Source organism: Cobetia sp. 10Alg 146 (assembly GCF_029846385.1).
Classification (GTDB): domain Bacteria; phylum Pseudomonadota; class Gammaproteobacteria; order Pseudomonadales; family Halomonadaceae; genus Cobetia; species Cobetia marina.
Genome location: NZ_JARWKT010000010.1, coordinates 48,910 through 63,635, shown reverse-complemented (window position 1 = coordinate 63,635; position 14,726 = coordinate 48,910). Strand labels below are relative to the sequence as shown.

At 67.1% G+C, this 14,726-nt stretch carries 9 protein-coding genes; 6 read left to right on the top strand and 3 right to left on the bottom strand.

Annotation, left to right across the window (positions count from 1 at the left end):
- Positions 1-4: 4 nt before the first annotated feature.
- Complete coding sequence (locus QD172_RS15625; RefSeq protein WP_240499653.1) at positions 5-820, top strand: MOSC N-terminal beta barrel domain-containing protein; 816 nt, start codon at positions 5-7, stop codon at positions 818-820.
- 74 nt (positions 821-894) lie between these two features.
- On the opposite strand, the gene QD172_RS15620 is transcribed toward QD172_RS15625, so the two are convergent.
- Together QD172_RS15620 and QD172_RS15615 are read right to left on the bottom strand one after the other, a co-directional pair.
- Positions 895-1,869, bottom strand: a complete 975-nt coding sequence (locus QD172_RS15620; protein WP_279856236.1) for a histone deacetylase — start codon at positions 1,867-1,869, stop codon at positions 895-897.
- Entirely contained in the window at positions 1,853-3,880 is a 2,028-nt protein-coding gene (locus tag QD172_RS15615; protein WP_279856235.1) for an alkaline phosphatase family protein, read from the bottom strand. Before QD172_RS15615 ends, QD172_RS15620 begins: the two co-directional genes overlap by 17 nt.
- Positions 3,881-4,201: 321 nt before the next feature.
- Here QD172_RS15615 and QD172_RS15610 point away from each other — a divergent pair, with 321 nt between their 5' ends.
- Positions 4,202-4,873, top strand: coding sequence for a molybdopterin-dependent oxidoreductase (locus QD172_RS15610; protein ID WP_279856234.1), 672 nt, complete (start codon positions 4,202-4,204; stop codon positions 4,871-4,873).
- Between the two features lie 88 nt (positions 4,874-4,961).
- Positions 4,962-7,475, top strand: coding sequence for an ATP-binding protein (locus QD172_RS15605; protein WP_279856232.1), 2,514 nt, complete (start codon positions 4,962-4,964; stop codon positions 7,473-7,475).
- A gap of 38 nt (positions 7,476-7,513) precedes the next feature.
- Here QD172_RS15605 and cra read toward each other — a convergent pair whose 3' ends face one another.
- Complete coding sequence (gene cra, locus QD172_RS15600) at positions 7,514-8,506, bottom strand: catabolite repressor/activator (protein WP_077378370.1); 993 nt, start codon at positions 8,504-8,506, stop codon at positions 7,514-7,516.
- Positions 8,507-8,893: 387 nt separating this feature from the next.
- Here cra and ptsP point away from each other — a divergent pair, with 387 nt between their 5' ends.
- Genes ptsP through QD172_RS15585 form a run of 3 tightly spaced genes read left to right on the top strand, consistent with a single transcriptional unit; the run spans position 8,894 to position 14,693 of the window.
- Positions 8,894-11,863 (top strand): phosphoenolpyruvate--protein phosphotransferase, encoded by a 2,970-nt coding sequence (gene ptsP / locus QD172_RS15595; protein WP_077378373.1) that lies wholly within the window; start codon positions 8,894-8,896, stop codon positions 11,861-11,863.
- Positions 11,863-12,915: a 1-phosphofructokinase family hexose kinase gene (locus QD172_RS15590; protein WP_077378377.1), complete on the top strand. Its 1,053-nt coding sequence runs from the start codon at positions 11,863-11,865 to the stop codon at positions 12,913-12,915. The genes ptsP and QD172_RS15590 overlap by 1 nt, the downstream gene beginning before the upstream one ends.
- Positions 12,912-14,693, top strand: coding sequence for a PTS fructose-like transporter subunit IIB (locus tag QD172_RS15585; protein WP_279856231.1), 1,782 nt, complete (start codon positions 12,912-12,914; stop codon positions 14,691-14,693). The genes QD172_RS15590 and QD172_RS15585 overlap by 4 nt, the downstream gene beginning before the upstream one ends.
- The last annotated feature ends 33 nt before the right edge of the window (positions 14,694-14,726 follow it).

The following is a 14,726-nucleotide window of genomic DNA, read 5'->3' as shown; positions in this document are numbered from 1 at the left end:
CCTGATGCAGCTGACCCACCTGTGGCGCTACCCCTTGAAGTCAGGCGCCGCCGAGGCACTTGAGAGCACGACTGTCGGCGAGGAAGGCCTGACGCAGGACCGCCGTTTCGTGGTGGTCGCGGCACGCGGCAAGTTCGTCACCGCACGCACGCATCCGCAGATGCAGCGTCTGGCACTGCGCGAGCAGTCGCCGGGCCACTGGCGGCTATGGCAGCTGGACCGCCCGGCCTGCGGTGAGGTGAGCTTCGCGACCCGTGATGAGGCCGAGCGTCTCGACATCCAGGTGTGGGCAGACCAGTTCAGCGCTCTGAGCGTCAGTGACGAGGCGGATGCCTGGTTGAGCGAGCAGCTCGGCATGCCGGTGCGGCTGTGCTGGCTGGGCGAGCGCTCCGAGCGCTATCGCGAGATCATCCGACAGCGCGTGAGTGCCGCGGACGGCTTCCCGCTGCTGCTGGCCAACGAGGCCTCGCTGGAAGCGCTCAATCGCGAGACGCCGACGGCGGATCACGGCATGAACCAGTTCCGGCCGAATCTCGTGATCAGCGGTGCCGAGGCCTGGGCCGAGGATGGTTGGCAGGAGGTGATGATCGGCGAGGTACGTTTCCGCTTGGTGTCATCCTGCACGCGCTGCGCGATGGTCAATGTCGACCCGGCCACCGGCGAGAAGCGTGGTGACAGGGAGCCGCTGACGACACTGGCGCGGGTGCGTCGTTTCGAGGATGGCCAGGTGCACTTCGGCTACAACCTGGTGGCGGTGGATCCGACGCGCCAGCCGCCGCTGCGGGTCGGTGATCCTGTCGAGGTCACGGCCTTCAAGTGACGCATCGCGGCTGAACGCAGACGCCCGCCATCGAAGGTGGCGGGCGTCTGCGTTCAGGGGGCGGTTGGCAAGGCTCAGTCCGGCGGCCCGAACAGGGCAGGCAGACCATGTGCCTCACGCCAGACATCCAGCGCTGCCCGGTGCAGCTGGCTATGGCGCCACGCCAGCGCCTCGATATCACGGTCATAGCCGCCGCCGATCACGCAGGCCACGGCCGCGCCCGCCGCGCGACAGCGCTCGATCACGTGGCGCTCGCGCCGGTAGAGGCCGCGGTCGCTCAGTTCGAGATGGCCGAGCCTGTCGGCGGCGTGCGGGTCGACCCCGGCATCGAAGATCACGAGTTCCGGCTGCACCCGCGTCAGCACCGCCTCCAGCGTGCGCTCCAGCACCGCCAGATAGTCCTCATCGCCCATGCCTTTCGGCAGGGGTACATCCAGATCACTCTTCTGCTTGCGGGCCGGGAAGTTGCTTTCGGCATGCAGCGAGAGCGTGAAGACCCGTGGCTCGTCAGCGAAGATCAACGCGGTGCCATCGCCCTGATGGACGTCGAGATCGACGATCAGCACCCGCGTCACGCCATCTTCCAGTGCCTGATGCGCCGCCACGCCGATGTCGTTGAGCAGACAATATCCGCTGGCCGCTTCGGGATGGGCGTGATGGGTACCCCCGGCGGTATTGCAGGCCAGGCCGCGCGTGAGGGCTTCGCGCACGGTGGTCAGCGTGCCGCCCACCGCCAGCACGCTGCGCTCGCGCAGGGCCTCGCTCCACACGAAACCGCTGCGACGCTGGGCCTGATGACTCAAGGTGCCACTGAGAAATTCATGCACGTAGCGGCGGGTGTGCACGCTGAGCAGGTCTTCCTCCTCGGCGGGCTGGGGCATCACCCACTCGACGGCCCGGGCGCAGTCGACCAACTGGTGGTCCAGCAGCCGTTTGAGCACGCTGAACTTGTCCATCGGGAACGGATGCTTCTCGGGCAGCGCGATGCGATAGCCGGGGTGATGGATCAGCGCCAGTGGCGGGCAGGCAGCCTCAGCGACGTGGGACAAAGTGCACCTCCCGGCCCTCGGTGGTCAGCTGACGAATGGCGATGGGGCGGCCCTTTGCATCGAGATCCACCAGTCCTATGCCGCAAGCATTCAGCAGGCGTTCGCCGTGACTTGCGGCATCGTGACGACGTGGCGTGATGCGCATGTTGCGACGCCGTGTCAGCAGGTTGAGCGGTGAGCGTGGGGCGTACAGCCAGCGATTGAGGCGATCCAGCACGTCAAGCAATCCCACCGGGAAGCGGTTGCGGATGCCGCTGCTGGTGATCTGCCAGATGTGCGGGCTGGAACGGCGGTGCCTGAGGCGCACATCGTAGGCGAAGGAGTAGTGCACATCGCCGGACAGAATCACGAAATGCTGCGGCGTGCGCGAATGGCGGAAGATGTTGAGCATCACGCTGGCGGCGCCCTGGTGGGCCATCCAGTTCTCGGCGTCCACCATCAGCGGCTTGCCGGCGAAGGTGAACAGCTTCTGGATCGTCTCGATCAGCTTGACCCCGAACACGGGAGCCGGAGACACCAGTACCACCGCGCGCTGCTCCACCAGACGTTGCTGGAGTTCACACAGCGCCTCCCAGTCCATCAGACCCGAAGGGTGCGACAGCTTGCGCTCACTGCGCCAGCGGCGAGTGCGGGTGTCCGCCACGATCAGGGCCGGCGTGGTCTCGAGCTGATAGTCCCAGCGCTCGCAGCGCTCGAGCCGGGCGATCAACGCCTCCTGACGCTCGACGTCGAAATGGCCCTCCGGCGCGGTCTCGGTGTCGGCATGCGCATCGGTGAACAGCTCGCTGGCCTGCTCCAGCAGCTCACCGAGCGCCCGAGGTGCGTTGCCCGCGCCCTGACACAGCAGGTAGCCGATCAGCGCATTGCCGATGATGCGCCGCGAGAAGGGATTGCCGTAGGCGGCTTTTTCCCAGGCGGCACTCAGATTCCAGTCATCGGTGACGTCGTGGTCATCGAAGATCATTAGGCTGGAGACGTTGGCCAGCAGGCGGCGCACCTGACCGAGCCCAGCGCGGAAACGTGCCAGATGGCGTGCCTCGCGAGCATGGCGCTCGCGGGTGGCCTCGTCGTGGCCTTCGAGCGCTGACGGGTCTTCCAGTTCGACCCCGAGGGCCGCCCACGGCACGTCGGACCACACCAGCAGGTACATCGCGACGACTTCCGACAGGCCGATCAGGTGATTGTCAGCCCCGGTGGAGGTGAAGATGGGCTTGCGCTTGGCGCCGAAGAAACTGGCGGCCAGTCCCTCATTGGCTGGCATGTCCGGCAGCAGCTGCGGGCGATGATAGAGGTGCGACGGGTGCTGGCGCAGTTCGCGGCTGTCGGAGACCTCGGCACCCAGCAAGGTCTCTTCCGGCAGCCCCAGGCGCTCGATCACCTGGTCGATGGCCCCCAGCATGGGGCCGGCGACGTCATCGGCGTAGATCTGATCGCCCGTGAACAGCATCACTTCCGGCCATTCCAGCGGTGTGGTGCGCCGCTCACTCAGCCAGTGATCCAGTGCGACCAGACCATCGCCGGCCGGGCCTTCAGGAGCACTGTCACTGGCGTTGGCACAGACGCGTTCGGCCTCCTTGTCACTCAGGCCGTGATGCGGCTTGCGACAGCTGCCATGCGCGATGCGGGTCAGCTTCGCCGGCAGACGGAAACGTGGCAGAGGCTCGCCGGGGTAGCAGATCTCTGGGCCCCACTCGGCGATGCCATGCCAGTCGCCGGCCAGCGGCGCGGCGCTACTGTCAGCGGTGTCCTCACGCTCGTTCAGTGCCAGCTCGTAGGCGATGGCGCAATCGGCGGGCAGGGGAGACTCGGCATGGGCCTCCAGCAGCATCAGCCAGGCATGGGTGCCCAGAGGGATGGCCAGATGCTCCGTCAGTCGGGCAGGTGGTGTGTCTGGGAGCCCCGCAAGCGGTGGGCGGCTCTCGTCTTCCGGCAGTAGCCACACGCGGGCCTGTTGAGGGCGCGAGGTCACCAGCCACAGTACGATGCTGTCTGGCGTGACGCGCCTGAGCATCGGACCCGCGAGAACGCGTGGCAGGAGAAGGGAAGGCTCGGGGGACGCTGGGCAATCAGTCATGAACGAAACGGACTCGACGGGTGAAAATGGGCAGCGCTGCAGATCGCGGCCGGCAGCATGGTGTGGGTCCCCGGTCAGGCGACACGACGCGACGCCGAGCGTTCAGAGCGGGGCCGGATGCAGGCCTTCAAAGGCAGCCGAGTCGTCAGGCACGCCTTGTCGCAGGCTCGCAAAGCACAGGGTGGCTGACGTAGAGTTGTGGCTCTCTGCGGACGTGGCGTTGGCAGGATAGCATGGGACAGCAGGATGAAAGAGTGCATGGCAGGCCGCTTCAAGGCCATCTGGACAGAGGCAGAAAGCACTCTGGTGGCGCCTGACAAGACCGGGAAGACAGCCGTGGCGATTCGCGCATGGCGTGGGGCGCGGCGGGTCTCCTCGCTGTGCCTTGCTCTGTTGGCGGCAGGCCTTGCTCCGTCTGCCTTGGCGGCGCACGCGTCAGTGCCCCCTGCAAGGGAGTCTCACCCGCTCAAGGCCAACGAATGCCTGCCGGCGCCCAAGGGCAAGGTCGTGCTGACCATCAGCGGCGTGGTGACGTGTGGCAATGCCGGCAGTGAGGCGTCGCCATTGGCTCGCTTTGACATGCCGATGCTGGAGGCGCTGCCCTCGCGCGTGAATGCCACCCACACGCCATGGACCCAGGGAGTCGTCCGCTTCAGCGGGCCCTTGCTGCGCGAGCTGATCCAGCGGGTGGGGCAGGATGTCTCGACGGTGAGCGTGAAGGCCATCAATGACTTTTCCGCCGATATCCCGATGTCGGATATCACGCGATACGAGGTGTTGCTGGCGACGCGCCGCGATGGCGAGCCGATGCCGGTACGGGATTTCGGTCCCTTGTTCATCCTCTATCCCTTCGATGCCCATCCGGAACTGATGACGGAAGAGATTCGCTTCCGTAGCGTCTGGCAGGTCAACGGGCTGGTGCTGCGATGACCAAGGCTGCGATGACGGATGTCGTCAAGTCGCCTCCGGGCGCCGTCGTCCTGGGCACCCCCTTCCTCAGGTACCCTCTGGCTCGCGCTTGAATCGGATCTTCTCGTCTCCCTCGTCCACGCCCGGCAACCCACATGATGGTGAGCCGTCTTCCCCCTCGTCGGTGGCGGGCTCCCCTGCATCACGGGATGAGGTGCCGGGCGGCGAGGCAGACTCGCACGCCATGCATGCTCTGGCCCAGGCGCCACGGACACGCTGGCCGCTGTGGGTCGGTATGGCCATCATCATCGCCTTGCTGCTGGCGGCCGTGGGAGTGGGCGGTGTCATTCTCCACAACCAGGTAAAGCTCGAGAACCGCACTCGCGATGATGCCGTCTGGACGGTCTATCAGCTGGATCGCGAGGCCATCACCCTCACCAACTCCCTCGCGCGCTATGCCCAGGCGCAGGGCGTGAAGCGTGGTGCGGCCTGGCAGGAGGTGCTGGAGGATTTCGAGCTGCTCTACAGCCGGACCTTCATCTTCCGGCGCGGCGACTTCCGTCATCATCTGATGAGCCTGGCCTCGGTGCCCATGCTGGCCGATGAGGTGATGAGCCAGATCGACTACCTCGACATCCGATTGGGCGTATGGCGGGAAGAGGGGGAGTGGCGGAAGGCGGCAAAGTGGCGTGAGGGCAGAGAGTTGCCGGACGCCGCCTCTGTCGCGAGGCTGCAGACGCTGAGCGACGAGATCAGTGATGTCACCCAGACGCTACTGCTGCGGGTGAGAGCCCAGCTTGCCGAGGAGTCCACCCAGGAACGCCAGCAGCGCGATCGACTCGTGCATTGGATGCTGTTGCTGCTCGGGCTGATGGTACTGACGACCCTGCTGGTCAGTCGCCAGGTCTGGCTGCAGGCCCGTGCGCGGGAGCAGGCCCGCCAGCAGCTGCTGAGCCTGTCCACGGCCCTCAAGCATGAAGCCGAACGCGCCGAGCAGGCCAGCCGTGCCAAGTCCGAATTCCTCGCCACCATGAGTCATGAGATTCGCACGCCGCTCAACGGTGTCATCGGCATGAGCGAGCTGCTGCTGGCCGAGCCGCTGGACAACAGCGCACACCGGTATGCCACCAGCCTGCGTGACAGCGGGGAGGTGTTGATGGGGCTGGTGGATGACGTGCTGGACTTCTCGAAGATCGAGGCCGGCAAGTTGACCGTCGAGCGGCGACCCTTTGATCTCCAGCAGGCCGTCGATGGCGTCATCGATCTGTTGCTGCCGCAACTGGACAGTACCCGTGTGGCCTTCGTCGATCATCGCTCGGCCCAGCTGCCACGCTGGGTCATGGGAGACTCCGTTCGCCTGCGTCAGGTGCTGCTCAACCTGTTGTCGAACGCCTTCAAGTTCACCCGGCACGGCAGGATCACCCTGATGGTGCATCCGCTGCCGGCGGGGCGAGTCCGTTTCGAGGTCAATGACACCGGTATCGGCATCAGCGAGATGCAGGCCAAGCGTCTGTTCGAGCCCTTCACCCAGGGGGATGCCTCGATCGCGCGGCGCTTCGGCGGCACCGGACTGGGACTGGCCATCGCGCGCCGCCTGGTGGAGCTGATGGGGGGGCGTCTGGGCATGAACTCCCGCGAGGGTGAAGGCGCCTGTTTCTGGTGCGAGTTGCCGCTGCCGCTTGCCCCCATGAGCCAGCCGCAGACCGACTCCCACGCGCCTCTGCCGCTCAGCCGTGGAGAGAAGGTGCTGGTGGTGGATGACAACCACATCAATCGTGAAGTGGCGCGCGCCATGCTGTGCAGTCTCGGCTATGCGGTGACGGTGGTCGAGAGCGGTCAGGCGGCGCTGGACTGGTGTACGGAAAACGACGATATCGTGCTGGTGTTGCTGGATCTGCGCATGCCGCGGATGGATGGCTTCGCCGTGGCGCGAGGCGTGAGGGCATTGGAGCGGCGCGACGGACGCACCGCCAGCTTGATCGTGGCGATGACCGCCAATGTGGAGGCCGGTGAACGGGCGCGCTGTCTCGCGGCCGGCATGAATGACTTCCTCTCCAAGCCGATGCGCCGTCACCAGGTCGCCACCATGCTGGCGCGCTGGCAGCTGCGGGACGGAGGCCTGGCTGGCTGGCATCAGAGTGAGGCGGAACCGGACTGGGGGGGCGAGCCGGGGCCTGGCCTTCGCGGCGACGCCGGGGGTGAGGCTCAGCGTGATGCTCAAGGGAAAGCATCGCCGGGAGCATGCGCCGAGACGCCAAGCCGCCCAGGGCCGGCACCACAAGCCCGTCATCTGGCGAGCCCATCGCCCTCCAGCTTGCGCGATGAGCTGGACATCGCCAGCATCGCCGAGCTCGAGAAGGCCTTCGATGCTCAGCTGACGGAGCAGCATCAACGTCTGACCCGTGCGCTGGCGCAAGGGGATCTGGCGCAGCTCACCCATGAGGCGCATCTGCTCAAGGGCAGTGCCGCAGCGCTGGAGCATGACCTTCTGAGCGACGCCGCGGAGCTGCTTGAACAGCACCTCGCCCGGCAGGCACCCCAGGGACGTATCGAGGCCGCCGTGGATGCGCTGCTGGCGGAAATACGTGAGCATCGTGCCACGGCGGGCGGGCAGGATAGCTGAACCGGTCGCGGGGCCGGGCCCGACGGCGCGTGAGGCGTCTAGCGGCGACGCAACTCGCGTTCCACCAGGGTCAGGCCCGGCGTGATATCGCTCTGGATGGCGGCGAGCGCCAGGGTGAGGGTGGTATCCGCGATGCGCTGGTGGCACTGGGGCAGCGAGTGGATCGGCAACGGCAGGAAGTCGAGCAGGCGATCATCGCCGAAGCTGGCCATCGCCCTGGGGGCGTTGACAGGCGGGCCCTTCGAGAACAGCACGTCCAGCACGCCATCCATCAAGGTGTAGGAGGCGGTCACGATCGCCTCCGGCATGGGCGAGTGCGCGAGGTATCCGCGCAGTGCCTCGGCACCGGCGGCGCGCTCATAGCGGGCGGCGTGCAGTGTCGTCGCCTCAAGCGGCGTCTGGCTCTGATGGGTCTCGAGCGCCGAGCGCATGCCCTGGGCACGTTCCCGCGATATCTCGAGTTCCGGCAAGGCATCCAGCCACAGCAGGTCTCGTGGTGAATGCTCAAGCACCGCACGGGTCAGCTGGCTGGCGGCATCGGCATTGTTGCTGACCACGCTGGCGAAGTGGCGCGTGTCCAGTGCGCGGTCCACCCCGATCACCGGGAAGCCATCCAGCGTCAGTTCGCGGTAGAAGGGATCATCCGGTGCCAGACAGCTGGCGGTGATCAAGGCATCGACCCTGCGAGCCTTGAGCATGCGGGCCAGTTCGCGCTCCGTGTCGGGGATGTCGTCGGAGCAGACGATGAACAGCTGATAGTCGCGCTCGCGGGCACCGCGTTCCAGCAGCTTGGCGAGGCGTGCGTAACTGGCATTCTCCAGATCGGGCAGCATGAACCCCAGTGTCCGGCTTTCCCCGCGGCGCAGGGCGGCTGCCTGGGCATCGATCCGGTAGTGATGGCGTTGCACCACCGCCATCACGCGCTCGACCGTCTGTGGGCTGATACGTCGTGCCTGTGCCTGCCCATTGACCACATAACTGGCGGTGGTACGTGAAACGCCTGCAAGACGCGCGATTTCTGCCAGGGTCATGCCACTGTCCTTGCTGGAAGAGGGAGAACGGGACCTGCGAGCTCCATGTGCGAGGAATGATGCTCACTTGTGGCCTGAGGTGCAAATCCTCACTGATGACGGTATCCCTCGACCGACCCCTCGCAACCCCGCACCACAGGCGGCTCTACGCCCAATGTCTAGTCAGGAAAATCGCTCATCTGCATGGCATTCACTTGATCACGCGCAAGAAAACGGCCAGCATGAATCCATTGAGGTGACACGATTCAGCAGCATTCGTCATCACGCCACGCCGCCGCTACCCTTGTGGTACTCGCCCGATGAAGTGCCGGTGCGTCAGATGTCACGCCCGCGCCGCACGTCACATATCCAGGCCTCTTGCCAGAGAGGGGCCTCAAGGAGCCCGCCATGCTCAGCCTTGCTCATGAGGATGTCCTCCTCGCCGCCCACGCCAATGACTGGCGCGATGCCCTGAATCAGGCCGCTGATGCCCTGGTTGCCGGTGGGCGCGCCACGCCGGCCTATCGTGAAGGTCTGCTGGCTCGCGAAGCGCAGTCTTCCACCTACCTGGGGCAGGGCATCGCGATTCCCCACGGGACACCCGACAGTCGTGAGGCCGTGCTGGCCACCGGCGTGCGTGTCCTGCAATTCCCGCAGGGGGTGGAGTGGCACGATGGCAACCGTGTCTTTCTGGTGGTGACCATCGCGGCGCAGTCCGATGAGCACCTCGATATCCTGCGTTCCCTGACGCGCGTGCTGGACCGCGAAGGCGTCAGTGAGCGCCTGGCATCCGCGACGACCGCGGAGCAGATTCTCGCCGAGCTTGGCCGCGAGGTGATTCCGCCACGTCTGGATGCCGATACCGTGCTGTGTGGCTTCCCGGCACGCGACCGCGATGAGCTGGTGCTGGCAGGCGCGGCGCGATTGCGTCAGGCCGGTTGCGTCGGGGACGGCTTTCTCACCGCGATGCTCCAGACCGAGCCGAACGCTCTGGGCCAGGGCATCTGGCTGGTGCAGTCCCGACAGGACGTGAGCCAGCCGGCGCTGTCCGTGGTCACGCCCGAGAAGGCGCTGGATACCCGTCACGGGCGCATCAACGCCGTGGCCTGTCTGGCACTGGACGCTGATGGCGGGCAGCACCGCGTGTTGCTGGAGCGTCTGCTGACGCTGCTGGAAGATGGTGCGGGCGAGCGCCTGCCGGGGCTGTCCACCTCCGCTCTGCTGGCGCGGCTGCTGGGAGAGTCCTCCACGGCACAGCTGGCGAGCGTGACGCTGCTCAATGCACATGGCCTGCATGCCCGTCCCGCCAAGCAGCTGGTACAGGCCGCGCGGGACGCCGGCGAGAGTTTCGGCATCATTCCCTCGCTGCGCCTCGAGCAGGGGGAAGGCGGTATCGTCAGTGCCGCCAGCCTCACCAAGGTGCTGGGGCTGGGAGCACGTCGTGGCCAGACGCTGGTCTTCAGTGCCAACGGCGAGGATGCCCGGGCCAATCAGGCCGCGCTGGATGCCATGGTCGCGGCGGTCAAGGCAGGACTTGGCGAGTCCGTGGAGCCGCTGATGGACCAGCGTCCCGAGGCCAGTGCGCCGGATGCCCAGCCGGCTTCCGACAAGGTGGCAGCCCCCGAGGCTGACAGTGTCGTGCCGGCGGTGGCGGCCTCGCCGGGCATGGCCATCGCGCCCTGCTGGGTGATGTATCAGCCGCGCTTTCTCTATGAGGCGCGCAGCGATGCGGGCGCCGAGCACGAGGCCCAGCGGCTGGCGAGCGGCATCCAGACGGCGCGTGAGCAGCTGCAGGAGCTGGTCAATCGGGCCGAAGGCGCCGAGATGGCCGAGATTCTCTCCATGCACGAAGAGATGCTCGGCGACCCGGAGCTGTTTGCCGCGGCGCGCGAGAGTCTCGAGGAAGGCCACAGCGCCGAGGCTGCCTGGTGGTCCGCCATCGATAGCGCCGCGCGAGCCCAGGAAAACCTCGCGGACCGTCTGCTGGCCGAGCGCGCCGCTGACCTGCGCGACGTCGGGCGCCGTGTGCTCGGCGTGCTCACCGACACGCCGCTGCCCAGCGCCCCCGAGACGCCGCATGTGCTGGTGACCGAGGATATCGGCCCGTCGGATGTGGCGCGTCTGGATACCTCCCGGGTGCGTGGACTGGTCACGGCCCTGGGCGGGGCCACCTCGCACAGCGCGATTCTGGCGCGTTCACTGGGCATTCCGGCGGTGGTCGGGGCTGGCCCGAGCGTGCTGGCGATCGCCGATGGCAGCGAGTTGATCGTCGATGGTGAGCGCGGGCGTGTCAGCGTGATGCCTTCCGCCAGTCGCCGCGCCCGGGCCGAAGAGGCGATCGCCGGCCATGAACAGCGTCAGGCCGCGGCCTGGGAAACCCGCATGGCGCCAGCCATCACCCGGGATGGCCATCAGGTCGAGGTGGTGGCCAACCTGGGCAATACCGCGCATGCCGGCGACGCCGTCGAGCGCGGTGCCGAAGGGGTCGGCCTGCTGCGGACCGAATTCGTGTTCATGGCCCATCCGCAGGCACCGGATCTCGCCACCCAGACCGCCCAGTACGGTGAGGCACTCGATGCGCTGGATGGCCGCCCGCTGGTGGCACGCACCCTGGATGTCGGCGGTGACAAGCCGCTGCCGTACTGGCCGCTGCCGCGAGAGGACAATCCCTTCCTCGGGCTGCGTGGCATCCGTCTGGCGCTGACGCGTCCGGAAGTGCTCGAGACCCAGGTCAGGGCACTGCTGATGGCGGCGGGCTCCCGCCCGATCCGCCTGATGTTCCCGATGGTCAAGGACCTTGCCGAACTGCGCGCTGCACGTGCCATCGTCGAGCGCGTACGCAGCGAGCTGGACGCCGCCCATGAAGCCGAGCACGGCCAGCCGCTGGTGCGTGACGTGCAGGTCGGCGTGATGATCGAGATTCCCTCGGCGGCGCTGACGGCCGCCAGCATCGCTCCCGAAGTCGATTTCTTCTCGGTGGGTACCAACGATCTTACCCAGTACACCCTGGCCATCGACCGCGGCCATGCCACGCTCTCCGCACAGGCCGATGGGCTGCATCCGGCAGTACTGCGTCTGATCGAGATGACGGTGGCGGCCGCGCATGCCCATGGTGCCTGGGTCGGCGTCTGCGGTGAGCTGGCCAGTGATGATCAGGCCGTGGGTGTGCTGGTCGGCCTGGGGGTGGATGAACTGTCCGTCTCCAGTCGCCAGATTCCGCTGGTCAAGGCGCGGGTGCGTGAGCTGGATCTGACCATGGCGCGCGAACAGGCACGCGTCGCCCTGGCGCAGCCGACGTCGGAAGACGTGCGCAGTGCGCTGGACAGCCTGATCGAACAGAACGCCCAACCCCATCCCCGGCAGGAGGAGCAGGTGTGATGACAGCTTCCCATCACTCGCCATCACACCCGGCCGCTGACTGTCCCGTGCTGTGCGTGACGCTCAATCCTGCGCTGGATCTGAGCATCGGGCTGGACAGTCTGACGCTGGGAACGGTCAACCGTGCACGCAGTCATCATCTGGAAGCCGCGGGCAAGGGCATCAACGTGGCGCGCGTGCTGGCGACGCTGGGCCACCCGGTGACCTTGAGCGGCTTTCTGGGGGCCGACAATCAGGCCGATTTCACCGTGGCCTTTGCCGACTGGGGGCTGGTGGACGCCTTCGAGCGCGTGGCCGGTGCGACGCGCATCAACGTCAAGCTTGGCGAGGCCAGTGGCCGGGTCACCGACGTGAACGGTACCGGCATGCGGGTGGACGAGGACGCCCTGGCACGCCTGGAAGCGCGCATCGATGACTGGATCGACCGCCAGCAGGCCGAGGGCAATCTGCCACGTTGTGCGGTGGTGATCGCCGGCAGTCTGCCGCCGGGGATCAGCCATGCCCAGCTGGCAGCACTGGTCAGTCGCGTGCGCGAACGCCATGTCGCCTGCTGGCTCGATACCAGCGGCGCCGCGCTGGAAGCGGGGCTGGCGGTGCCGCCCACGGCGGTGAAGCCCAATGAACAGGAGCTGGCGCTGTGGGCCGGGGAGCCGCTGGACAGTGATGCGGCCCGCGAGCGTGCGCTCAGGCGTCTGATCGATCACGGCATCGAGCAGGCGCTGATCTCCGCCGGGCCGGAAGGCGTGCTGTGGGCCAGCCCCGGCGCCGCCATGCTGCGCGCTCGGCCGCCGCGCATGCAGGTCGTCAGTACCGTCTGCGCCGGCGATACCCTGCTGGCCGCCATGCTGCATGGCGTGCTCTGTCAGCCCGATGCCTCACCCGAAGACCGCAAGCGGATTCTGCGCCATGCCACCGCACTCTCCGCCGAGGCCGTGACCCATCCCGGTCCCGGCAATCCGCTTGCCACCACACTCAAGACCCTCCAACAACACACCAGCATCGAGACATTGGCGTCTGCCGATGTCGAGACAGCCGGAGAGCCACGCCAATGAACGTCATCATCGTCACCGCCTGCCCGAGTGGCATGGCGACCACCTTCCTGGCGGCGCGCCGCCTGGAGCAGGCCGCGCGTCGTCGTGGCTGGAATCCGATCATCGACATGCGCTCGCGCATCGAACCCGAGATCACCCTCAGCGAGGCGCAGCTGGCGGAGGCGGAGCTGGTGCTGATCGCCGCATCGCCGCTGGCCAGCGTGGCGCTGGACGACTTTCTCGGCAAGCGGGTGCATCTGGCCCCCATCGAGGATGCGCTGCCGGACCCGCAGGCCTTTCTGGAGCTGGCCGACTCGCGTGCCCGGGTGCTGGAGCGCAAGGACATCGCGGCCCTCACGGACTCGGCCGCACCCGCGTCTGCTGCCGGTGGGACACCCGTCACGTCGTCCCGGGGGCCGTCCATCGTGGCGGTCACGGCCTGTCCCACCGGTGTGGCGCATACCTTCATGGCCGCCGAGGCACTGAGCGAGGCCGGGCGGACGCTGGGCTATCCGACCCGTGTCGAGACCCAGGGCTCGGTCGGTGCCCAGGATGCGCTGACCGAACAGGAGATCGCCGAGGCCGAGGTGGTGATTCTGGCCTGTGACATCGAGGTCGACCCGACCCGCTTCGCCGGCAAGCGCGTCTGGCGCACCTCCACCGGTACCGCGCTCAAGAAGCCGCGCGACACCATCGAGCAGGCGCTGGAAGGTGCCGAGGTGGAATCCGTCACGGCCTCTGGCGGTCAGGGTGGCCAGCAGAAGGGCGAGAAGCGCGGCCCCTACAAGCACCTGCTGACCGGGGTGTCCTTCATGTTGCCGATGGTGGTGGCGGGCGGCCTGATGATCGCGCTGTCCTTCGTGTTCGGCATCAAGGCTTTCGAGGAGGAGGGCACGCTGGCGGCGGCGCTGATGCAGATCGGTGGTGGCTCGGCCTTCAAGCTGATGATTCCGGTACTGGCGGGCTACATCGCCTACTCGATCGCGGACCGTCCGGGGATCACGCCAGGCATGATCGGGGGCTGGCTGGCCGCGACACTGGATGCCGGGTTCCTGGGTGGCATCATCGCCGGCTTCCTCGCGGGGTACACGGCCTCGGGGCTCAGCCGCTACGTGAAGTTGCCGCAGTCCATCGAGTCGCTCAAGCCGATCCTGATCATCCCGCTGGTGGCGAGCATGGTCACCGGGCTGGTGATGATCTATGTGGTCGGCACGCCGGTGGCGGGGCTGATGACGGCGCTGACCGAGTTCCTCGAGTCCATGGGCTCGGCCAACGCGGTCCTGCTGGGCATTCTGCTCGGTGCGATGATGTGCTTTGACCTGGGTGGGCCGGTCAACAAGGCCGCCTATGCCTTCGGGGTCGGCCTGCTGGCCAGCGAGACCTACGCGCCGATGGCCGCCATCATGGCCGCGGGCATGGTGCCGGCGCTGGGCATGGGGCTGGCAAGCTTCATCGCACGTTCCAAGTTCGCCGAACCGGAGCGTGAGGCCGGCAAGGCCAGCTTCATTCTCGGGCTGTGCTTCATCTCCGAGGGGGCGATTCCCTTTGCCGCCAAGGACCCGCTGCGCGTGATTCCCACCTGCATGGTCGGTGGCGCCGTGACCGGTGCCCTGTCGATGCTGGTGGGTGCCAAGCTGCTGGCGCCGCACGGTGGTCTGTTCGTGCTGCTGATCCCCAATGCCATCAACGTGCCGCTGATGTATCTGGGCGCCATCGTCGCCGGCACCCTGGTGACCGCAATCAGCTATGCGATGATCAAGAAGGGCGCACAGCAGGTCGAGACCGTTGCCGCGACCTGAGATGTCCGGTGCCTCGGGTACCCGTGACGTGAT